The sequence below is a fragment of the Streptomyces sp. NPDC048566 genome, assembly GCF_043199735.1.
Lineage (GTDB): Bacteria > Actinomycetota > Actinomycetes > Streptomycetales > Streptomycetaceae > Streptomyces.
Genome location: NZ_JBICWL010000001.1, coordinates 829,124 through 849,976, shown reverse-complemented (window position 1 = coordinate 849,976; position 20,853 = coordinate 829,124). Strand labels below are relative to the sequence as shown.

General features: G+C 73.9%; 18 protein-coding genes and 1 tRNA gene. 11 read left to right on the top strand and 8 right to left on the bottom strand.

Features of this window, described 5'->3' with window-relative positions; genetic code table 11:
- The first annotated feature begins 297 nt into the window (after positions 1-297).
- From ACGFS9_RS03805 to ACGFS9_RS03790, 4 genes are all read left to right on the top strand, one after another.
- Complete coding sequence (locus tag ACGFS9_RS03805; protein ID WP_081217681.1) at positions 298-705, top strand: hypothetical protein; 408 nt, start codon at positions 298-300, stop codon at positions 703-705.
- A complete protein-coding gene (locus tag ACGFS9_RS03800) occupies positions 702-1,514 on the top strand; it encodes a transcriptional regulator (protein ID WP_393250434.1) in 813 nt (270 codons plus the stop codon). The genes ACGFS9_RS03805 and ACGFS9_RS03800 overlap by 4 nt, the downstream gene beginning before the upstream one ends.
- Positions 1,515-1,578: 64 nt before the next feature.
- Complete coding sequence (locus ACGFS9_RS03795; protein WP_393250432.1) at positions 1,579-2,097, top strand: roadblock/LC7 domain-containing protein; 519 nt, start codon at positions 1,579-1,581, stop codon at positions 2,095-2,097.
- Between the two features lie 16 nt (positions 2,098-2,113).
- Positions 2,114-2,488 carry a hypothetical protein gene (locus ACGFS9_RS03790; protein WP_351427757.1) on the top strand — a complete coding sequence of 125 codons (375 nt, stop codon included), beginning with the start codon at positions 2,114-2,116 and terminating at the stop codon, positions 2,486-2,488.
- A gap of 95 nt (positions 2,489-2,583) precedes the next feature.
- On the opposite strand, the gene ACGFS9_RS03785 is transcribed toward ACGFS9_RS03790, so the two are convergent.
- From ACGFS9_RS03785 to ACGFS9_RS03775, 3 genes are all read right to left on the bottom strand, one after another.
- A complete protein-coding gene (locus ACGFS9_RS03785; protein WP_393250430.1) occupies positions 2,584-3,153 on the bottom strand; it encodes a hypothetical protein in 570 nt (189 codons plus the stop codon).
- A 173-nt stretch (positions 3,154-3,326) separates the two neighbouring features.
- Positions 3,327-4,271, bottom strand: a complete 945-nt coding sequence (locus ACGFS9_RS03780; protein ID WP_393250428.1) for a MurR/RpiR family transcriptional regulator — start codon at positions 4,269-4,271, stop codon at positions 3,327-3,329.
- A complete protein-coding gene (locus tag ACGFS9_RS03775; RefSeq protein ID WP_393250426.1) occupies positions 4,268-5,797 on the bottom strand; it encodes an aromatic amino acid ammonia-lyase in 1,530 nt (509 codons plus the stop codon). The genes ACGFS9_RS03780 and ACGFS9_RS03775 overlap by 4 nt, the downstream gene beginning before the upstream one ends.
- 258 nt (positions 5,798-6,055) lie before the next feature.
- Here ACGFS9_RS03775 and ACGFS9_RS03770 point away from each other — a divergent pair, with 258 nt between their 5' ends.
- Positions 6,056-6,493: a hypothetical protein gene (locus ACGFS9_RS03770; protein WP_393250424.1), complete on the top strand. Its 438-nt coding sequence runs from the start codon at positions 6,056-6,058 to the stop codon at positions 6,491-6,493.
- Between the two features lie 576 nt (positions 6,494-7,069).
- Here ACGFS9_RS03770 and ACGFS9_RS03765 read toward each other — a convergent pair.
- Positions 7,070-8,464 carry a cystathionine beta-synthase gene (locus ACGFS9_RS03765; RefSeq protein ID WP_393250422.1) on the bottom strand — a complete coding sequence of 465 codons (1,395 nt, stop codon included), beginning with the start codon at positions 8,462-8,464 and terminating at the stop codon, positions 7,070-7,072.
- Positions 8,465-8,608: 144 nt separating this feature from the next.
- On the opposite strand from ACGFS9_RS03765, the gene ACGFS9_RS03760 reads away from it, so the two are divergent.
- The 3 genes from ACGFS9_RS03760 to ACGFS9_RS03750 all read left to right on the top strand — a co-directional run bounded on the left by ACGFS9_RS03760 (position 8,609) and on the right by ACGFS9_RS03750 (position 12,860).
- The gene (locus ACGFS9_RS03760) at positions 8,609-9,637 is read left to right on the top strand and encodes an SGNH/GDSL hydrolase family protein (protein ID WP_393250420.1); all 1,029 of its coding nucleotides are present in this window, start codon (positions 8,609-8,611) and stop codon (positions 9,635-9,637) included.
- 916 nt (positions 9,638-10,553) lie between these two features.
- Positions 10,554-11,774, top strand: a complete 1,221-nt coding sequence (locus ACGFS9_RS03755) for an acetyl-CoA C-acetyltransferase (protein WP_393250418.1) — start codon at positions 10,554-10,556, stop codon at positions 11,772-11,774.
- Between the two features lie 294 nt (positions 11,775-12,068).
- Positions 12,069-12,860: a hypothetical protein gene (locus tag ACGFS9_RS03750; protein WP_393250416.1), complete on the top strand. Its 792-nt coding sequence runs from the start codon at positions 12,069-12,071 to the stop codon at positions 12,858-12,860.
- Positions 12,861-12,943: 83 nt separating this feature from the next.
- On the opposite strand, the gene ACGFS9_RS03745 is transcribed toward ACGFS9_RS03750, so the two are convergent.
- Entirely contained in the window at positions 12,944-13,255 is a 312-nt protein-coding gene (locus ACGFS9_RS03745; RefSeq protein ID WP_393250414.1) for a hypothetical protein, read from the bottom strand.
- A gap of 104 nt (positions 13,256-13,359) precedes the next feature.
- Between ACGFS9_RS03745 and ACGFS9_RS03740 the strand changes: the two genes are divergently transcribed.
- Positions 13,360-13,590 (top strand): DUF4287 domain-containing protein, encoded by a 231-nt coding sequence (locus ACGFS9_RS03740; protein ID WP_393250412.1) that lies wholly within the window; start codon positions 13,360-13,362, stop codon positions 13,588-13,590.
- 106 nt (positions 13,591-13,696) lie between these two features.
- On the opposite strand, the gene ACGFS9_RS03735 is transcribed toward ACGFS9_RS03740, so the two are convergent.
- The gene (locus tag ACGFS9_RS03735; protein ID WP_393250410.1) at positions 13,697-14,596 is read right to left on the bottom strand and encodes a Bax inhibitor-1/YccA family protein; all 900 of its coding nucleotides are present in this window, start codon (positions 14,594-14,596) and stop codon (positions 13,697-13,699) included.
- A 456-nt stretch (positions 14,597-15,052) separates the two neighbouring features.
- Positions 15,053-15,138 (bottom strand) — tRNA-Leu (locus ACGFS9_RS03730).
- Positions 15,139-15,570: 432 nt separating this feature from the next.
- Here ACGFS9_RS03730 and ACGFS9_RS03725 point away from each other — a divergent pair.
- Complete coding sequence (locus ACGFS9_RS03725) at positions 15,571-16,341, top strand: ABC transporter ATP-binding protein (RefSeq protein WP_393250408.1); 771 nt, start codon at positions 15,571-15,573, stop codon at positions 16,339-16,341.
- Positions 16,342-16,670: 329 nt separating this feature from the next.
- Positions 16,671-19,199: an ABC transporter permease gene (locus ACGFS9_RS03720; protein ID WP_393250406.1), complete on the top strand. Its 2,529-nt coding sequence runs from the start codon at positions 16,671-16,673 to the stop codon at positions 19,197-19,199.
- A 94-nt stretch (positions 19,200-19,293) separates the two neighbouring features.
- Here ACGFS9_RS03720 and ACGFS9_RS03715 read toward each other — a convergent pair whose 3' ends face one another.
- Entirely contained in the window at positions 19,294-20,583 is a 1,290-nt protein-coding gene (locus tag ACGFS9_RS03715) for a class I SAM-dependent methyltransferase (RefSeq protein WP_393250404.1), read from the bottom strand.
- Positions 20,584-20,853: the final 270 nt, after the last annotated feature.

The window sequence follows — 20,853 nt, the reverse complement described above, 5'->3', positions numbered from 1 at the left end:
CGGTGGCGCGCTCCGGCGCGTCCACCGCACCCCCGCACCCCCGCGCACGGGGCGCTTTCCGGCGCGGGCGGGCGGCTGCGCGCCCCCGCCGCCCCACGAGCGCCCCACGCGCACGCCCCAAGGCCGCCCAAACCGCTCACCTGCGGATTCGATGGCGCCGGAAAATATGGTCAGTTGACCCACCTTAGTGATGCCGGGCATGTTCCACAGGAAAATGCCGGATCACCCCCTCATCCCGCACACAGAGCGTAACTTCTGCGTCACTCGGCCGAACCCTTGGCGGGAGGGGAGACGACGGTGCCCGGAATCGACGAGTGCCTGCTGGAAGCCATGACACTGCCCGGTGCGCGGGGTGCCTCGGTGGTCGACTGGACCAGCGGGCTGGCCCTGGGCACGGTCGGCGACGCGCCGGGCGACGACCACGAGACGACCGCCGCGGAGGCGGCGGAACTGGCCCGGCTCGCCGCCGAGAACCGCTCGTTCGCACCGAAGGACGGTTCCGACTGGTCCGAGTGGTCGGACCAGGAGACCCCCATCGAGGACCTGATCATCAGCAACCGCGACAGCTACCACGTCCTGCGCTTCGTGCGGACCAGCTTCGACAGCAGCGTGTTCCTGCACCTGTGGCTCGGCCGCTCGGACGGCAATCTCGCGCTGGCCCGCATCCGGCTCGGCGAGATGGCCGGACGGCTGGTGCTCGTATGACGACGGTCAGAACACCGCCCCCGCCCCGGCTGCCGGTGCGCGACCGGGCCCTGAGCACCGACGCGGGCAGCGTCTCGCCGATGCTCAGCCGGCTCGCCGCCGAACGCGCCACCGGCGTCCTCATCCGCGAACGCGGCACCCTCTACCTGGCGGACGGCGAGGTCGTACACGCCGAGAGCCCCGCCACCCCCGGCATCGACGTCCTGTTCTCCGCCCGCGGGGTGCTGGAGCCCGAGGTGTGGCGCGAGGCCGTCGCCCTGGCCGGCGCCCGCCGGCAGGTGGGCCGCTTCCTGATCGACACCGGCCGCATAGCCGAGGGCGCGCTGCAGCTGTGCCACCTCGGCTCGCTCTACGACGCGGCGTACTTCGTGCTCGGCCCGAGCAGCACCCCGACCCGCTTCCGCTACGGCGCCGCGCACTGGCTGGGGCCGCTGCGCCCGGTGCCCGTCGCCGCCCTGGAGCGCGAGACCGTACGCCGGCGCGAACTGCTGCACCGCATCTGGCCCGACGCGGCGACCGACACCGCGCCGCTGTGCCGCGTCCGCCTCGACGGGCCCGCGGTGCCGCTGCGGCAGGAGGCCGTCCTCGGCCGGGTGGACGGCGTCCGCACCGCGGCCGAGGTGTCCGCCGCGCTCGGCCGGCCCGCCTTCCACACGCTGGTCGACCTGCGCCGGCTCGCCGCCGCCGGCCTCGTGACGGCCGCGCCCGCACCGCAGCCGCCCGCCGTACCGGCCCTGCTCGCCCAGTCCTCCACCGATCCCGACGTCGCCCTGCTGCGGCGCCTCAGAGACGCGCTGGAGGCCTTGTGAGCACCGACCCGCGGGAGGCCTTGTGATCCGCGCGCTACGACAGCGTGCCGAGAGGAGACAGCTGATGGCGGCGGAGCCCGAAGTCCTGGACGAGCTGCACCGGCTACGGGCCAGGGTGCCCCAGCTGACCGGAGCGCTCGCGGCCAGCGCCGACGGTCTCGTCCTCGCCCACGACACCCCGGGCGTCGAACCGGAGGGGCTCGCCGCGCTGACCGCGGCGGCCCTCGGGGTCGCCATCCGGATGGCGGAGGCCACCGGCCAGGGCGACCTGCGCGAACTGCTCGTCCGCGGCGTGCACGGCTATGTGGCGACCTACGCGGCGGGAGGCTCCGCCGTCCTGACGCTGCTGGCCCAGGACCGCGTCAACGTGGGCCGGCTGCACCTGGAGGGGCGGCGGTCCGGCACCCGGATCGGGGAGCTGGTCGACGCCGCCACCGCGCGCGGCGAGCCGCATGCCGTGCCGGCCCGGCCCGCCGCGAAACCCGCGCAGGGTCCGGCCCGCAGCCGCGTCCCGCGCGGCGCGCTGCCCGCCCGGCCCACCACCACACCTGCCACCAACCACCCCAGTACATCCGAGAGTTGAGAAGGAGCACCACATCATGACGAACACCGAGACCGCCCTCAAAGAGGCCCTGGCGTCCATCGAGGGCGCGACCGGGGCAGCGCTCGTCGACTACACCAGCGGGATGGCGCTGGGCACCATCGGCGGCAGCAAGAGCTTCGACCTCACCGTCGCCGCGGCCGGCAACACCGACGTCGTCCGCGCCAAGCTGCGCACCATGGAGCACCTGGGCCTCAAGGGCGAGATCGAGGACATCCTCATCACGCTCTCCGACCAGTACCACCTGATCCGGCTGATGAAGGGCCGCGGCGGGAACGGCCTGTTCCTCTACCTCGTGCTCGACCAGAAGCGGGCCAACCTGGCGATGGCCCGGCACCAGCTCAAGCGGATCGAGAACGATCTGGAGGTCTAGTGCCCTGACCGCACCGGGGACGCCCGCGCGGATCGGGCGGCCCGCCGCGGCCCGGTCCCGCGGTGGACGCCGCAGCGCCGGGCCCGCTCGCCGGGTCAGCGACGCCGTGCCCCTCCGGGTGCGGCGTCGCCCGCCGCCGGGCCCGTGGACCGGACGGCCCTGACCGGCTTGCCCGCGGGAGCGCCGGCGCGCGGCCCCAGCCAGTCGACGCGGACCCAGATCAGTTCCTGGGCGGCGCGTTCGACGCGGCCGAGCCGGGCGGCCTTCAGCCACAGTCCCGCGCCCGCGCCGGCGAGCAGCATGCCGCCCGCCGCGGGCAGCAGCAGGGAGGCGCCGAGGGCGCCCGCGAAGGCGAGCAGCAGCCACCAGCGGTGGCCGCGGCGCCAGTTGCGGAGGGTCACGGCGCGGTCCTGGAGCACGTCGTGCTTGCCGGCCCGCGCGGCGGACCGGACGAGCGCCGCGTACCGCTTCCTGCGCCAGGCCGCCACGACGACCGCGGCGAGCAGGAACAGCGCCGCCCCCGCGAGGACGCCGATCCTGCGTCCGGTCAGGCCCGGGACGAGCAGGCCGATCCCCGCGGCGCACACCCCGCTCCACCACAGCGGCGCGGCTCCGGCCCGCACCACGACGGCCATCCTGGCCAGTCCCTGTCCTCCACGCGCCACGATGCCGCCTCCCGTCTCCGCGTCTCCGCGCCGCCGGAGCGCGCCGCCGGCCGGCAGCCGCGCCCGTTGTGTCCTCGGGCGCGCAGGCTAGCGGCGGAACGTGAGACGAATCTGAGAACCCGGGCGCCCCGGCCCGCCCGCACACCGTGCCGCCCGGCGGCGCGCGGCGGCCCTCACTCCACGAACAGCCCGCGCGCGGCGGCCCTGGCGTCGAACTGCTCCAGCCGCGCCTGGGCGTCCGGCAGGTCGTCGCACATGGCCTCCAGCAGGACGCGGCCCAGCAGCATCGGCGCGCACGCGGTGTCGAAGGCGAGACCGGTGCCGACGGCGGCGGGGATCAGCAGGTCGGACACCTTGGCGACGGGCGCGAAGGCGGAGTCCGCGACGGTGACGACGGTGAGGCCGGCCTCCCTGGCGTAGCCGAGCGACTCGACGACCTCGCGCGGGTGCCGGGGCAGCGCGAAGCAGAGCAGGGCGGTGGCGCCGGCTCGCACGGCCGCGTCGATGCGGTCCTGGAGCATCGTGCCGGCCTCGTGCAGCAACCGGACGTCCGGATGGACCTTGGCGGCGAAGTAGGCGAAGCCGTAGGCCTGGGAGGCGGCGGCGCGCAGGCCGAGCACGGGCAGCGGGCGGGAGGCGGCGAGCAGCCGGCCGGCCCGGGCGACGGGGCGGGGGTCGGCGAGCGCCTCGGCGAGGTGCCGCAGGTTCTCGATCTCGGCCTCGACGGCCTGCTGGTACTCGTTGTAGGCGGCCGTGTCGGTGACGGGTTCGGCGGGCGCGACCTCGCGCAGGTGGCGGCGCAGCGCCGGGTAGCCGTCGAAGCCGAGGGCCACGGCGAAGCGGGTGACGGAGGGCTGGCTGACCCCGGCGAGTTCGGCGAGTTCGACGCTGGAGAGGAACGGCACGTCGGCGGCGCTGCGCACCATGCTGTGCGCGATGCGCCGCTGGGTCGGGGTGAGCCGGCGCCCCTCGAAGAGGGACTGGAGGCGCCCGGCGGGGCTGTCCCCGGCCCGGGCCGCGGCCCCGTCGGTCCCGCCGGCCGGCCCGGCGCCGGTCCCGCCCGCGTCCTCGCCCGCGTCCTTGTCCGCGTCCTTGTTCGCGGCCCTGTCCGCGCTCATGGCGTGCTCCCCCTCCAGATGTCCGTGAACCGGTCGAGCAGTGCGGCGGCGGCCGTCACGTCGTCCGTGAGCGGCCGGTCGGCCTGCTCGGCGTCGAGCACCGTCTCCGCCAGGTCCAGCGCCCGTCCGGCCGGCAGCCCCGGGTCGGGCCGCAGACCGCGCTGGCGCAGCGCCCGTACCGCGGCGACCAGTTCACAGCCGACGACGAGACGGTACGCGTCGCAGGCCCGCAGCGTCTGACGCGCGGCGAGCGAGGCGAAGCTGGCCTGTTCCTCGACGCCCCGGGAGAGTACAGCGTGGCCGAGCGAGGCGGGCGCGGAGAACGCGCGCAGGTCGCCGAGCGCGGCCCCGGCGGCGTACTCCAGGATCATCACCCCGGAGGAGGCCGCCTCCTGGTCGGCGAGGAAGGGGCGCAGCCGGGTGTAGGCGGGCTCGTTCAGGGTGGACAGCCGGGACGTGGACAGCCGGGCGACCTGGGTGACGGCGAGCCGGAAGTGGTCCAGGGCGAGGGCGAGTTGGGCCTGGTAGAAGCCGCCGTGGTGGTAGGCGGACATGTCCTCGGCGCAGATCAGCGGGTTCTCGGCCGCGGCGTTGATCTCGACGCCGAGCACCGCCTCCAGGGCGTCCGCCGCGTCCTGGGCGGGGCCGTGGATCTGCGGCAGGCAGCGGAAGCCGTAGGGGTCCTGGATGCGGCCGAGCGGCGGGGTCGGCCGGTCCGCCGCGCCGATCAGCTCCCGCATCCGGCGGGCGACGTCGAGCGACCCCCGGTGCGGCCGGGCGGCGTGCACGGGGGCCGCGTACGCCTCGTGGGAGCCGTCGACGGCCAGCAGGGAGAGCGCGGCGACGACCTGGGTGGCGCCGATCAGCCCGCGCAGTTCGTGCAGGGCGAGCGCGGCCTGCCCGAGAGTGAGCGCGTTGCTGCTGATCAGGGCGAGCGCGTCGTTGTTGTCGAGCGGCTGGGGCGGCGGGGCCGACCCTCCGGGCTCGCGCCAGGGGTGTTCGCCGGCCAGGGCGAGGCCCACCTGGGCGAGGGCGGCGATGTCCCCGGTGCCGACGGAGCCGAGCGCGTTGACGACCGGGTGGGCGCCCGCCTCCAGTGCCTCACACAGGGCCGTCACGACGCTGGGGCGCAGCCCCGCGCCGCCCGCCAGGATCTGGTTCGCCCGGACGGCGAGCATGGCGCGGACCTGCCGGGCGGGGAGTTCCTCCCCGATGGCGCCGGCGTGGCTGCGCAGCAGGCGCAGGCCGTGGCCGGCCGCCGCCTCGGACGGCAGGTCCTCGTTCCGGTTCGCGCCGACGCCGGTGGAGCGGCCGTAGACGCGGCCGGTGGCGGCGATGCGGCGGGCGGCGTCCCAGGACTCCTCCGCGCGCTTCAGTCCGTCGGCGCCCGCGACGGGCCGCGCGGTCCCGTCGGCCAGCCGCACGATGTCGTCCGCTGCCGTGCCGCGGCCGTCCAGGACCAGCGGCGGGGCGCTCGCGGAGGGCGCCGCTCCCGCCGACGCGGCCCCTGCCCGGGACACCGCCATCCGCACACCTCCTCCAGCCGGGCGCCGGATCGTGCCCGGCGGTCGTGAGGGACCGGCGGCGGACACCGGCCCGTCGCCGACCTATTCAGCTACGAAGAACTCTGCATGACGGTATGCAGACCGGGCAAGGGACTCCTCCCGGGCGCCGCTCGGTGGCCCCGAGTGCCACCCCGCGGAGCGGGTCCGGGGGCGCGCCCCGCTCGGACAGGGGGGCTAGCCCCAGTGCCACGGGGCCCGGCGGGTCCTAACGTCTCGGGTATGACCGGACTGGACGCCCGCCGCGGCGACGCCGAACTGAAGAAGGAACTGGACGCCACCCTGCACGCGCGCAGGGAACTGGGCGAGGAGTACGAGTCCGCGCTCGTCGACTCGTTCCTGGAGAAGGTCGAGCAGCGTCTCGACGACACGGTGGACCGGCGGGTGCGGCGCCGGCTCGCCGAACAGCAGATGGTCGCGGCACGCGGCACGCGGTCGGGGCAGTCGTCGGACTCCTGGGGCGAGCGGTTCGGCTTCGGCATCGTCTCGCTGGTGCTGGCCGTCCCGCTGTCCGCGATCGGCGTCGGGGTGGCGCACCTGCCCGGGCTGCTGGTCGCCTGGGGCGGCATCGTCGGCGTGAACGTGGTGCAGGCCGCCCGCGTCACCCCCGACTTCTTCGGCCGCCGCAGGACCGCCGGGGAGTCGGACTGGGAGGGCTGAGAGGGCCCGGCCGGACCGGGCCGCCGGGAAGGCCGCGAGCGCGGGGGCCGCTCGGAGGGCAGGGGGCCGGGAAGCCGGGGAGCCGGCCCGCGACGCCGGGAGGCCGCCCCGTGCCGGGACCGGGCCGCCGGTGGAGCGCCCCGCCGGGAGGACGGACCGGAGCACACGCGAGGGCCCGGTGTCCGCCGCGCGGCGGACACCGGGCCCTCGTGACGTGGTGCGCGGGGACCGCCGCACCCCCGTCACCGGGGGGCGGGACGACGGCGGTCCCCGCGAGGGACGCGTGCCGGGTCAGGACCGGGCGTGCGCGTCCTTGGCGTCCATGGAGGTCCGGGAGCCGCTCCGGAGGTCCTTGGCGCCGTTCGGCGCCGGCCGGGGCGGGGAGCCGCTCCCGCCCTGCCGACACCCATGACTGTGCCGGACGCGTGTTAAGCGGGTGCTGCGCGGACGTGACGCGCTCGTACCACTTCCGCGAAAAGGCGCCCGGTCCCCTCCCGTGACCGCCCCGGGAGGGCCCGCACGCGCGGACGTCCGCCGCCCGCGAGGGCGACGGACGTCCGAGGCGGCCGGCCGGGACTACTGCGGCACGCCGCCCTTGGCGAGGAAGGACAGCAGGTCCTGACGGCTGACGACACCGGTGGGCTTGCCCTCCACCAGCACGATCGCGGCGTCGGCGGTGCCGAGCACGCTCATCAGGTCGCCGACCGGCTCGCCGGAGCCGACCTGCGGCAGCGGCGCCGACATGTGCTTCTCCAGCGGGTCGTCCAGGGAGGCCCGCTGGGTGAACAGGGCGTCCAGCAGCTCGCGCTCCACGACCGACCCGATGACCTCGGCGGCCATCACGTCGGGGTGGCCGGCGCCGGGCTTGACGATCGGCATCTGGGAGACGCCGTACTCGCGCAGCACCTCGATGGCCTCGCCGACGCTCTCCTCGGGGTGCATGTGCACCAGGGAGGGGATGGTGCCGCCCGCCTTGTCCTTCAGCACGTCGGCGACACGGGCGTTGGGGCCGGTGTCCTCCAGGAAGCCGTAGTCGGCCATCCACTCGTCGTTGAAGATCTTGCTGAGGTAGCCGCGCCCGCTGTCGGGGAGCAGCACCACGACGACGTCGTCCGGGCCGAGGCGCTCGGCGACCCGGAGCGCGGCGACCACGGCCATGCCGCAGGAGCCGCCGACGAGCAGGCCCTCCTCCTTGGCGAGGCGGCGCGTCATCTGGAAGGAATCCTTGTCGGACACGGCGACGATCTCGTCGGCGACCGTGCGGTCGTACGCGGTCGGCCAGAAGTCCTCACCGACGCCCTCGACGAGGTAGGGGCGGCCCGAACCGCCGGAGTACACCGAGCCCTCGGGGTCCGCGCCGACGACCTGCACCCGGCCGTCGCTGGCGTCCTTCAGGTAGCGGCCGGTGCCGGAGATCGTGCCGCCGGTGCCCACGCCCGCGACGAAGTGGGTGATCCTCCCCTCCGTCTGCTCCCACAGCTCGGGGCCGGTCGAGTGATAGTGCGAGAGGGGGTTGTTCGGGTTGGAGTACTGGTCGGGCTTCCAGGCCCCCGGCGTCTCCCGGACCAGCCGGTCGGAGACGTTGTAGTACGAGTCCGGGTGCTCGGGGTCGACGGCGGTGGGGCAGACCACGACCTCCGCCCCGTACGCGCGCAGCACGTTGATCTTGTCGGTGGAGACCTTGTCGGGGCACACGAAGATGCACTTGTACCCCTTCTGCTGCGCCACGATGGCGAGGCCCACGCCGGTGTTGCCGCTGGTCGGCTCGACGATCGTGCCGCCCGGCTTGAGGGCGCCGCTCTCCTCCGCGGCCTCGATCATGCGCAGGGCGATGCGGTCCTTCACGGAACCGCCGGGGTTGAAGTACTCGACCTTCGCCAGGACGGTCGCCTGGATACCCGCGGTCACGTTGTTGAGCCTCAGCAGCGGGGTGTTGCCGACGAGGCTGATCATCGAGTCGTGGAATTGCACCGTTGTCTCCGGAGCTGCGTCTTCTACAGGAATGGTCCCGCCAGCCTACGGCCCTGAGCAGCCGTTCACGCCCCGTTGAGATTGGCCGGCCCGCTCCACGGGGCAAGCAGTGGTTGTACGGCTACAGGGAGGTGGCGGCGACGGATGTCGAGCTTGTCGAGGGCGAGGGTGGCCCGGCGTATCGCTGCGGGAGCGGCGTACGGCGGTGGCGGGGTCGGACTGGTGGGCGCGGCGGCCGTCGGTCTGGTGCTGGCGGAGGTGCAGCTGGCGAAACGCCACGTGGGCAACGGGCACGCGCCGTACGCCCCGCGCGCGGAGGGGCTCTACGGGTACGACTCCACGGGCGCCTGCGCCGACGAGCCCCCGCTGCGGCTGCTGCTGCTCGGCGACTCGACGGCCGCGGGGCAGGGCGTGCGGCGGGCCCGGCAGACGCCGGGCGCGCTGCTGGCCTCGGGGCTGGCGGCGGTGGCGGAGCGCCCCGTGGAGCTGCGCAACGTGGCACTGCCGGGCGCCCAGTCGGACGACCTGGACCGGCAGGTCGCGCTGGCCCTCGAGGACGGCTCGCGGGTGCCGGACATCTGCGTGATCATGGTCGGCGCGAACGACGTGACGCACCGGATGCCCCCGACGCGCTCCGTGCGCCACCTGTCGGCGGCGGTACGGCGGCTGCGCACCACCGGCGCGGAGGTCGTCGTCGGGACGTGCCCGGACCTCGGCACGGTGGAGATGGTCCAGCAGCCGCTGCGCTGGCTCGCCCGGCGGGCGTCCCGGCAGCTGGCGGCGGCCCAGACGATCGGCACGGTCGAGCAGGGCGGCCGGACCGTGTCGCTGGGCGACCTGCTGGGTCCGGAGTTCGAGGCGAATCCGCGCGAGCTGTTCGGGCCGGACCACTACCACCCCTCCGCCGAGGGGTACGCGACGGCGGCGATGGCCCTGCTGCCCACGGTGTGCGCGGCGCTGGGCCTGTGGCCCGCCGGGGAGGAGCGGCCGGACGCCACCCGCAACGAGGGGTTCCTGCCGGTCGCACGGGCCGCGGCGGAGGCGGCGGCGGAGCCGGGGACGGAGGTGGCCGCCGCGATGCCGACGGGGCCGCGGGGCCCCTGGGCCCTCCTCAAGCGCCGCAGGCGCCGCCGCCTTCCCGCCGCGGACCCGGCCCCGGCCTCGTCCACCTGACCCCGGCCGGGGTCACTCCCCCGGCCGGGGGCGGGTCCTTCGGCCGGGGGCGGGTCCCCTGGCCGAGGCCCGCTCCACGCCGGGCGCGGAGGCCACTCGCGACTCCCCGGCCCGGCCATCCCACCCGGGCCGGTACCAAGAACCCGGCCCGGGGAAGCCGCACCGCCTGCGCAGTTCCCCGCGCCCCTCGGTGTCTCACCCCGGCCCGCAACAAGAACCCGCCCCGGGAAGCCTCGCCCCTCGCGCAGTTCCCCGCGCCCCTGGGTATCTCACCCCGGCCCGCAACAAAAACCCGGCCCGGGAAGCCGCACCGCCTGCGCAGTTCCCCGCGCCCCTCGGTGTCTCACCCCGGCCCGCAACAAGAACCCGCCCCGGGAAGCCTCGCCCCTCGCGCAGTTCCCCGCGCCCCTGGGTATCTCACCCCGGCCCGCAACAAAAACCCGGCCCGGGAAGCCGCACCGCCTGCGCAGTTCCCCGCGCCCCTCGGTGTCTCATCCCGGCCCGCACCAAGAACCCGGCCCGGGAAACCTCAGCCCTCGCGCAGTTCCCCGCGCGCCTGGGTGTCTCAGCTCGGTCGGGGGCATGGAGGTGGTCCGGGGGCCGGGCGTCGGACTGGTTGCGTTGTTGGTCCTCTCCTCTTCTCGGGTATCTCACCAGGGGAGAGGGATTCAGCCCCTCCGGCGTTCGAGGAGCGGGGTCTGGGGCGGAGCCCCAGGTGGGGGGCACAGCGGCGCCGCGCGGTCGAGGAACCCCGGCGGGGAAGCGGACCCACCCTCCCGAGGCGCCCCCGCCAGAAAAAAGCAAGCGCTTGGAAAGTGCGGCCCGTGTCACACACCGAGACCGGTGACCGCGGCGGTACGTACGGGTAACTTCCCAAGCAGCCCTGCACACATCCCAGAGCGCCAATGGAGCCGTGATGCCCGAAGCCGTGATCGTCTCAGCCGCCCGCTCCCCGATCGGCCGCGCCTTCAAGGGCTCCCTGAAGGACGTGCGTCCCGACGACCTGACCGCCACGATCATCGAGGCCGCCCTGGCCAAGGTCCCCGGGCTCGACCCGAAGGACATCGACGACCTCATGCTCGGCTGCGGCCTGCCCGGCGGCGAGCAGGGGCACAACCTGGGCCGGATCGTGGCCGTGCAGATGGGGATGGACCACCTCCCCGGCTGCACGATCACCCGCTACTGCTCCTCCTCGCTCCAGACCTCCCGCATGGCCCTGCACGCCATCAAGGCCGGCGAGGGCGACGTCTTCATCTCGGCGGGCGTCGAGATGGTGTCGCGCTCGGTCAAGGGCACCTCGGACGGCATGCCGGACACCCACAACCCGCTGTTCGCCGACGCCGAGGCCCGCACGGCCGAGGTCGCGCAGTCGGAGGGCTCGACCTGGCACGACCCGCGCGAGGACGGCCTGATCCCGGACGCGTACATCGCGATGGGCCAGACCGCCGAGAACCTGGCCCGCCTCAAGGGCGTCACCCGCCAGGACATGGACGAGTTCGGCGTCCGCTCGCAGAACCTCGCCGAGGAAGCCATCAAGAACGGCTTCTGGGAGCGCGAGATCACCCCGATCACCACCCCGGACGGCACGGTCGTCGCCAAGGACGACGGCCCGCGCGCGGGGGTCACGGTGGAGGGCGTCCAGGGTCTGAAGCCGGTCTTCCGCCCCGACGGCATGGTCACCGCCGGCAACTGCTGCCCGCTCAACGACGGCGCCGCCGCCCTGGTGATCATGTCGGACACCAAGGCCCGCGAACTCGGCCTGACCCCGCTCGCCCGGATCGTCTCCACCGGCGTCACCGGCCTGTCCCCCGAGATCATGGGCCTCGGCCCGGTGGAGGCGAGCCGGCAGGCGCTGCGCCGCGCCGGTCTCACCGTGGGCGACATCGACCTGTTCGAGATCAACGAGGCCTTCGCCGCCCAGGTGATCCCGAGCTACCGCGACCTGGAGATCCCGCTGGACAAGCTGAACGTGAACGGCGGCGCCATCGCCGTCGGCCACCCCTTCGGCATGACCGGCGCCCGCATCACCGGCACGCTCATCAACAGCCTCCAGTTCCACGACAAGCAGTTCGGTCTGGAGACCATGTGCGTCGGCGGCGGCCAGGGCATGGCGATGGTCATCGAGCGTCTCAGCTAGGACAGCCGCGAACTCGCGTCGCCTTGTGGGTGACGGGAGTTGAACGCACGGTGACCGAATCGGCCCGGAACCCCGCAACCACCGGGGCTCCGGGCCGTTTTGTGATCCAATCCCATCCAAGATGTGACCTATGTCCCTCCGGACAGGCGTTCACCCAGGTCAGGGTGGTTGCACTGCTAAACCCCGCCCCCAAAGTCCTGTCCCATTTGTGACGTTACGCACTGACAGTTTGATGGTTTGCCCTTCAAGCTGATGTAGGAAGTCGGGGGCCGACTTTGAACCGGGAGTACGTCAGTGAGCGCCATGCCGATTGCTTTGCTGCTCACCACCGCCGCCACCGCGGCCGTGGGCGTCGCCGCTCTGCGCACCCTGCGGGGGCTGCGCCGGCAGGTCGCGGCCCTGCACAACGAACTCGTCGAGAGCCGTTCCGTGGACGCGCGCGGGCTGGTGCCCGCGGCGCGCGGGGCGGCCGACGCCGACGAGATACGCACGGCCGTGGCCGAGGCGCTCGCCGAGGAGCGGGAGCGCGAGCTGGCCGAGGCGCGGGCCTTCTGGGCCGCCCAGGAGGCGCGGGACGCCGACGGCCCCTCGCTGCTCGGCCTGCCCGACAGCGAGCTGTTCCTGCCGCGCCACGCCGACTTCGCGGGCCTGGAGCCGGTGACCGAGGCCGCGGCGGACGTCGAGGACCACCCGAACGCCGCCTCGGGGGACTCCCCCGAACTCGCCGCGGCCCGCCGCCGGCACCCCTCCCACCCGGACTTCGTCCCGGTGCAGTCACCCGTGGTCAACGACCACGAACGCACGGTCGAGTGCCTGGAGGACCTCGCCGAGTCCGGTACGGAGCTGGCGGACGTCCGCCCCGGCCCGCTCGGCACGCTCGACGTCTACGTCTTCGCCGACGGCACCACGCTCTGCATGACCCCCGGTCACCGCGAGACCGCCGAACAGCTCGCCGCGGCGCTCGACGCCGGCGAGGCCCCCGTCCTGCTGGGCGGCTCGGGCGTCTCGGGCGCGTACGCCCTGACCTTCGCCTACGGCGAGGAGAACGTCTACATCCTGGCGGACCGGGTCATAGCGTCGCTGTGACGCCCGCGCCACCGGCGCCCTCCGCGGCACCCGCGCCGCGGCTCGCCGGGCGGCACACCGCGCGCCGGAGTCGGTCCACCGGATCAGACACCGGCGCGTTTCTGCGCCTCCGCCACCAGCGCGACCGCCTCGGCCAGTTCGTCCTCGTCCTCGAGGACGAGCGCCAAGTCGTGCGCCGCGACCGTGATCTGGTCCGCGGCGGCGAACATCCCGGCGTCGGGCATCTCCCGGGGCTCTCCCGACGGGTCCTCGACACGCTGGGTGCGCAGGGCGAACTCCCGCGCCAGCCCGAGGGCCTCGGCGGCGGCGCCGCGTTGCAGGCGGCTCTGCGGGGCGGCGCGCAGCCGGTCGGCGAAGTGGTCCACGGCTCGGGTCAACGGCGTCGTATCCAGCACGCCGCGAGACTACGCGCCGCGACGGGACTGTTGCCAACGACCCGGCCCTCGGGCACGGTGGCGTGAAGGACCGGCTTACATCCCCTTTGCGTTCGGAGGCGCCGATGTCCCACGTCTTCTCCGAGGAGACCCATCGCAACCTGCTCGCCCGCATCCCCCATTGCACCGGTCGTGAGATCTCCGACTGGATCCGCACCGTCGACGAAGGCCCCGCCCTGTGCCGCTTCGAGGAGAAGGTCAGCTGGCTCCGCTCGGAGCACGACCTCGCCTACGGCCACGCGAAGGCGATCATTCACGAGTACGACCTGAGGCGGGCCGCGCGCAAGCTGCTGTGACGCGCGCCCGGGACGACCGCCACCCGACACACGGAAGGGCCCGCGGACCGGTCGAGGTCCGCGGGCCCTTCCTGTCGCTCGACGGCCGCCGGGGCCGCCGGCTCCGCTAGTCGTCGCCGCTGAAGATGGCGACCAGGCGCAGCATCTCGACGTAGATCCAGACGAGCGTCATGGTCAGGCCGAAGGCGGCCAGCCACGCCTCCTCCTTCGGCGCGCCGTAGGCCACGCCGTCCTCGATCTGCTTGAAGTCGAGGGTCAGGAAGAACGCGCCGATCAGAATGGCCAGGATGCCGACGATCGCGCCCAGCGGACCGCTGCTGCGCAGACCGCCGTCCGGGGCGACCCCGAAGACGACCAGCAGCAGGTTCACCGCCATGACGGCGACGAACGCGATGGCGATGGTCATGCCGATGCGCGCGTACCGCGCGGTGACGCGGATCCAGCCCGCCTTGTAGACCAGGAGGGTGGCGCCGGTGACCGCCATGGTGCCGAGCACGGCCTGGAAGGGCGCGCCCGACCACCGCGCGTTGTACATCTCGCTGATCACGCCGAGGAAGACGCCCTCGAAGGCGGCGTACCCGATGATCAGGGCCGGGGAGGCCGTGCGCTTGAAGGACTGCACCATCGCGAGCACGAACGCGACGAGCGCCGAGCCGATGGCGAGGCCGTAGCTGGTGGACGAGACCGGCAGCAGCGCCCACGCCAGCACGGCACCCACGACGACGGTGCCGAGGGTCATGGCCGAGCGCATGACGACGTCGTCCATCGTCATCCGGCCGGTGGAGACCGGTGCCTGCGGCGGCGCGCCGTACTGGAGGTCCTGCTGCGCGTACGGGTTCTGCGCGTAGGGGTTGCCGCCCTGCTGGGCGTACGGGTTGCCCTGGGCGTAGGGGTTCCCCTGCGTGCCGACAGCGGGTCCCCCGGCCTGCGGCGCCGCGTTGAATCCCGCGTAGCCGTTGTCGCGGCTGAACCCCCGTCGCGAGAAGACCGGGTTGCTGCTCCTCATTTCACTCCTCCATGGCCACCCTGCGTGGCCTTGGCTCAAGAGTAATAGGTAGGCAAAGGAAGACCCTAGTGCTTGGGGAGGATCTTTCCCTCGTGCTGCCACCGTACGCGTGTGTCCCGGGGCACGCCCGCACCGGTACGAAGCCGTGACACCGGCTCGCGGGACCTCCTGCCCGGCGTGGGGACCTCGACTCGCCCCGGGCCCGCCGTACGAGAGGCCGGGGCCCGAGCGGCGGGGGCCACCGGGCCGGCCGATCCGGTGACCCGGGGAAGCGGGTGCCGACGGCACGGCGCGGCGTCGGGGGCAGCGCGTCAGGGGGTGGCCGGTGATCTCTCGGGCCCTGTCCATCCCCGAGGGGTGTACGCCATGCCGGACATGCGGGACGTTCGCGCACCCGAGCACGGGACGAGATGGGGGGAATCCGCCGTTCCGGCGGCTCGCGCCGCATATGCGGTGTGGTGCCCGGAGCCGGACTTGAACCGGCACGCCCGCGAGGGGCAGCGAGGTTTAAGCTCGCCGTGTCTGCATTCCACCATCCGGGCAGGCCATGGACTCCGCGTCGAGACAACGAGCCTATCGGGGACCGTCCCCCGAACAGCGGGCGGGCGGAGCGATGTTGTCTTATTTTATTGACGTCTGAGGGTGCATCAGCACCAGGTACACGCCATCAGCACGTGCCACCAGCCTCTCCCGGCGCACGTGCCCCCGTATACGGAATGACGGAATTTCACCGTCCGGGCCCGCGGTGCCCGGAGCGTCGCCGGTGATCCCGCTCGGGGTGCGACCCGCAGGTGTCTCAGGGCGGCCGGGTCATCCCCTGGTATGACACGGCCCTGCGGTGTCCGACCGGAGGCTGCCCCCGGAACCGGGACTGCGGCTGACTCCCGGCCCCGGATCGGCACGGAGGATGGAACACGTCCCAGGACGCCCCGCCGTCCACGCCCGTCTCGTCGTCCCGACAGGAGCACCCCCGCGTGACCACCACTCCCCTCGCCGGCACAAGCACCGCGGTCGCGGCCCGCGCCACGGAACTGTCGAAGGTCTACGGGCAGGGCGAGACCCAGGTGGTCGCCCTCGACCGGGTCTCCGTCAGCTTCCGCCAGGCCGAGTTCACCGCGATCATGGGCCCCTCCGGCTCCGGCAAGTCCACGCTGATGCACTGCGTCGCGGGCCTCGACACCTTCTCCTCGGGCTCGGTGCGCATCGGCGACACCGAACTCGGCTCCCTCAAGGACAAGCAGCTCACGAAGTTGCGCCGGGACAAGATCGGTTTCATCTTCCAGGCGTTCAACCTGCTGCCGACGCTCACCGCGCTGGAGAACATCACGCTGCCGATGGACATCGCGGGCCGCAAGCCCGACCGGCAGTGGCTGGACACGGTGATCGGGATGATCGGCCTGGCCGACCGCCTCGACCACCGGCCCTCCCAGCTCTCCGGCGGCCAGCAGCAGCGCGTGGCGGTGGCCCGCGCCCTCGCCTCGCGGCCCGAGATCATCTTCGGCGACGAGCCGACCGGAAACCTCGACTCGCGCTCCGGCGCCGAGGTGCTCGGCTTCCTGCGCAACTCCGTACGGGAGTTGGGGCAGACCGTGGTGATGGTGACCCACGACCCGGTGGCCGCCGCCTACGCGGACCGCGTCGTCTTCCTCGCCGACGGCCGGATCGTCGACGAGGTGTTCGAGCCGACCGCGGACTCCGTCCTCGACCGGATGAAGCAGTTCGACGGCAAGGGCCGCACGAGCTGACCCGGACGCCCCGCGCGCCCCGGTGGCCGCCGCCCTGAGGGCCCGACGGCCCGAGCGCGCCTGACGGCCTGACGCCCCGCGCGGCGGTCCGGCCGCCGGTCCCGTCCCGCGCCCGGACCGCCCGGCACGCCCCCGAGCGGGCCGGCCACGAGGCGGCGCCGGCCACGGCCGGGGCCCCCGCACGGGCCGGCTCGCCCCGCGAGCGGGCAACGGCCCTCCCCTCGCCCGCGGCGCCCACCGCGCCGCACCTCCGCACGCTCCACCGCGCCCCCGCCGCGCCCCGCCGCGCCCGCGGGCGCTCTCCTGCGACTCCTGGACTGAGAAGACCCATGTTCCGTACCGCCTTGCGCACCGTGCTCGCGCACAAGGCCAGGCTCCTGATGACCGTGCTCGCCGTGCTCCTCGGCGTGGCGTTCGTGACGGGGACCCTGGTCTTCACCAACACCGTCTCCGACGCCTACCAGAAGAGTTCCGCCAAGGGCTTCGACCAGGTCGACGTCGCCATCCGCCCGCAGAGCGCCGCCGACGAGGGCGACACCGTGGGCAGGACGCCCAAGCTGACCCGGGAGCTCCTCGACAAGGCGGCGGCGGCACCCGGCGCCGCCTCCGCGATCGGCGTGGTCGACGGCTTCACCGCCATCGCCGGCAAGGACGGCAAGCTCGTCGGCAGCGGGTTCCAGTCGCAGGGCGGCAACTACTGGGGCGGCAAGGACCCCCGCTACCCGCTGACGGCCGGTCACGCGCCGCACGGCGCCGGGGAGGTCGCGATCGACGCCGAGACCGCCCGGCGCACCGGCTACCGGGTCGGCGACACCGTCCGCCTGTCGGTGGACGGGCCCGTCCTCAAGCCCGTCGTCTCCGGCGTCTTCACCACCGACGACGGCAACGTGGCGGCGGGCGGCAGCCTCGCCCTGTTCGACACCGCCACGGCCCAGAAGCTGTTCCACTCGGCCGGCTCCTACGACGAGATCGACGTCCGGGCGGCCCCGGGCACCAGCCAGAGCGCGCTGCGCCGGGCGCTCGACGCCATCGTGCCGAAGGACGTCGCCTCCACCACCACCGGCCGGCAGCTCGCCGACGACCAGGCCGAGCAGATCTCCTCGTCGATGAGCGGGATGCGGACGGGCCTGCTGGTCTTCGCCGGCATCGCCCTGTTCGTCGGCACGTTCATCATCGCCAACACCTTCACCATGCTGGTCGCGCAGCGCACCAGGGAACTCGCCCTGCTCCGGGCCGTCGGCGCCTCCCGCCGCCAGGTCACCCGGTCCGTGCTGATCGAGGCGTTCGTGGTGGGCGCGGTCGCCGCCGTCGCCGGGCTCGCCGCGGGCATCGGCATCGGCGCGGGGATGCGCTCCCTGATCGGGACACTGGGCGCGACCGTTCCGGACGGCCCGCTCGTCGTGTCGCCCGGCACCGTCGGCACCGCGCTGCTCGTCGGCGTCCTCGTCACCATGCTCGCCGCCTGGCTGCCCGGCCGCCGGGCCGCGAAGATCCCGCCGGTCGCCGCGATGAGCAGCGTGCACGCGAAGGCGACGACGCGGTCCCTGGTGCTGCGGAACACCGTCGGCGCCCTGTTCGCCGCCGCCGGTGTCGCCGTCGTCCTCGCCGCCACGACGATGGACGGCTCGGACGGGCAGGCCCCGATGGGGCTCGGCGCGGTACTGCTGGTCATCGGCGTCTTCGTCCTCACCCCGCTGCTGTCCCGCCCGCTGATCGCGGCGGCGGCCCCCGCCCTGCGGGTCTTCGGGATCTCCGGGAAGCTCGCCCGGCAGAACTCGGTGCGCAACCCGCGCCGGACGGCCGCCACCGCCTCGGCGCTGATGATCGGCCTCACCCTCATCACCGGCATGACCGTGATGGCGGGCAGCCTCCAGAAGGCGATCGACGAGATGGCCGGTTCGGCGATCAGCGCGGACTACGTCGTCTCCATGGCGAACGGCAACGCCCTCTCCCCGGACGTCGAGAAGAAGCTCGGCGCGGTCGACGGCGTCACCGGCGTCAGCCCGCTGCGCAACGCGCCCTCCCGCATCGACCGGGAGACCGAGTACCTCACCGGCGTGAACGGCGCGGCCATCGGCGAGCTCACCGATCTCACCGTCGAGGACGGCTCGTTCACGGTCGCCGGTTCGCGCGTGGTGGTCGACTCCTACACCGCCGCCTCGCACGGCTGGAAGGCCGGCTCCGCGTTCCGCGTCTCCTACGAGGACGGGAAGAAGCAGGACCTGACCGTCGCCGGGGTCTACGAGGGCAACGAGCTGATCCGGGGCATCATGCTGGACAACGCCACGCTCGCCCCGCACCAGAGCCGCGTCTCCGACATGCAGGTCATGGTGAAGACGGCGGGCGGCGCGTCGGACGCGGCCAAGGACCGGCTGGAGAAGGCGCTCGGCGACAACCCGGCGGTCGAGGTCCAGGACAAGCAGGACCTCTCCGACAGCATCGCCCGGATGTTCACGCTGGTGCTGAACATGCTCTACGGACTGCTCGCGATGGCCGTGATCGTCGCGGTGCTCGGGGTGGTCAACACCCTCGCGATGTCGGTCTTCGAACGCTCGCAGGAGATCGGCATGCTCCGGGCGATCGGCCTGGACCGCAAGGGCGTCAAGCGGATGGTGCGGCTGGAGTCGCTGGTCATCTCGCTGTTCGGCGGTGTCCTCGGCATCGGCCTCGGCGTCTTCTTCGGCTGGGCCGCCGGTCGGCTGCTCGGCAGCGGGATGACCACGTACGAACTGGTGCTGCCCTGGGGCCGGATGGCGCTGTTCCTGCTGCTCGCGGCGGTGGTCGGCGTCCTCGCGGCGCTGTGGCCGGCCCGCCGTGCGGCCCGCCTGAACACGCTGACGGCCATCAAGTCGGAGTAGCGCCGGGCGCGGGTCGGGCGCACCCCGGCCCGCCGGCGGGGTGCGGCCCGTCCCGGCGGGGACGGGCCGCACCCGTGGCCACGGGGGGGTCGGTTCAGGTCCAGGTGCGGCTCCGCAGCGGCAGGCCGGACACCCCCGTCGCCTCCGGGGTCTTCACGGCCAGGACCTGGTTGACGCCGATGCGGTTCTGCTCGAAGGCGAGCGCGCTGGCCGCCATGTAGAGGCGCCAGACGCGGGCCCGGCCGGGGCCGGTGAGACGGACGGCCCGGGTCCAGTCGGCCTCCAGGTTGGCGACCCAGCGGCGCAGGGTGAGGGCGTAGTGCTCGCGCAGCGACTCCACGTCCCGGACCTCGAACCCGGCCCGCTCCAACTGGGTCACCGTCGTCCCGACGGGCGCGAGTTCACCGTCGGGGAAGACGTAGGCGTCGATGAACGCGTCGATGTCGTACGCCGACTCGTCGCGCCGCGGGCGCCGGCCGATCTGGTGGTTGAGCAGCCGGCCGCCGGGCCGGAGCAGCCGGTGCAGGACCTCGGCGTACTCCCGGTAGCGTTCCGCGCCGACGTGCTCGGCCATCCCGATGGAGGAGATCGCCTCGAAGGGCCCGTCGGCGACGTCCCGGTAGTCCTGCACCCGGATCTCCACCCGGTCGGTCAGGCCCTCCTCCGCGACCCGCTTGCGGGCGTGGGCCGCCTGCTCCTGTGAGAGGGTCACCCCGACCACGGACACGCCGTGCTCGCGGGCGGCGTGGACGGCCATCGCCCCCCAGCCGCAGCCGACGTCCAGGAGCCGCTGACCGGGCCTCAGGGCGAGCTTGCGGGAGACGAGTTCGAGCTTGTCGCGCTGGGCGGTCTCCAGGGTGCCGCCGTCCTCCCAGTAGGCGCACGAGTAGACCATCGAGGGACCGAGGACGATCGCGTAGAAGTCGTTGCCGACGTCGTAGTGGTGGCTGATGGCCCGCCGGTCGCTGCGCCGGGTGTGCAGGTGGCGGCGTCTGCGCGTCTCCTCGGCGGGCGGCGCGGGCGGCAGCGGGGGGCCGGCCAGCCGCACCAGGCCGCGGACGGCGGCGCGCACCCCGGGGTCGCGCAGGGCCTCGCCGAGCCCCCGCGCGTCCTCGCCGCGCTCCCAGACGAGTCCGGCCATCAGGTCCAGGGCGGTGTAGAGGTCGCCCTCGATGCCCAGGTCGCCGGAGACCCAGGCGCGCGCCAGGCCGAGTTCGCCGGGCTTCCACAGCAGGCGGCGCAGGGCGCGGCGGTTGCGCACCACGAGTGCCGGGGCGCCCGGAGGGCCGGCCTGGGAGCCGTCCCAGGCGCGGATGCGCAGCGGGAACGGCGCTCCCGTCAGCTGTTCGACAAGGCTCTTCAGCCGCGGCGCGGCGTCCTGCATGACGTACACCTCCGAGACAACGCTCCCGAACGCTCCACCATTACGAAAACACCTACCCGCCCCGCGCGCAGTCCCCGCCTCGCGTCATGACTCGGCAAAGTGTGTGTACGCACCACGTTCTGGCGTGGACGCCGCCCGCGAGCCGGCGCGGGCACCGCCTGCGCGCGGACCGGTCTCCGCCGTCCGGGAACGCCGAAGGGGCCGCCCGCACCACGGATGGCGGGCGGCCCCTTCGGGGCGTGCGGTGGGCGAGGGGAGGTCGGCGGGCCC

Coding starts and splice junctions, on each gene's coding strand:
- ACGFS9_RS03755 (WP_393250418.1), top strand. CDS start 10,554: ATGCCCGAAGCCGTGATCGTCTCAGCCGCCCGCTCCCCGATCGGCCGC.
- ACGFS9_RS03800 (WP_393250434.1), top strand. CDS start 702: ATGACGACGGTCAGAACACCGCCCCCGCCCCGGCTGCCGGTGCGCGAC.
- ACGFS9_RS03780 (WP_393250428.1), bottom strand. CDS start 4,271: ATGAGCGCGGACAGGGCCGCGAACAAGGACGCGGACAAGGACGCGGGC.
- ACGFS9_RS03735 (WP_393250410.1), bottom strand. CDS start 14,596: ATGAGGAGCAGCAACCCGGTCTTCTCGCGACGGGGGTTCAGCCGCGAC.
- ACGFS9_RS03715 (WP_393250404.1), bottom strand. CDS start 20,583: ATGCAGGACGCCGCGCCGCGGCTGAAGAGCCTTGTCGAACAGCTGACG.
- ACGFS9_RS03795 (WP_393250432.1), top strand. CDS start 1,579: ATGGCGGCGGAGCCCGAAGTCCTGGACGAGCTGCACCGGCTACGGGCC.
- ACGFS9_RS03770 (WP_393250424.1), top strand. CDS start 6,056: ATGACCGGACTGGACGCCCGCCGCGGCGACGCCGAACTGAAGAAGGAA.
- ACGFS9_RS03760 (WP_393250420.1), top strand. CDS start 8,609: ATGTCGAGCTTGTCGAGGGCGAGGGTGGCCCGGCGTATCGCTGCGGGA.
- ACGFS9_RS03720 (WP_393250406.1), top strand. CDS start 16,671: ATGTTCCGTACCGCCTTGCGCACCGTGCTCGCGCACAAGGCCAGGCTC.
- ACGFS9_RS03775 (WP_393250426.1), bottom strand. CDS start 5,797: ATGGCGGTGTCCCGGGCAGGGGCCGCGTCGGCGGGAGCGGCGCCCTCC.
- ACGFS9_RS03740 (WP_393250412.1), top strand. CDS start 13,360: ATGTCCCACGTCTTCTCCGAGGAGACCCATCGCAACCTGCTCGCCCGC.
- ACGFS9_RS03790 (WP_351427757.1), top strand. CDS start 2,114: ATGACGAACACCGAGACCGCCCTCAAAGAGGCCCTGGCGTCCATCGAG.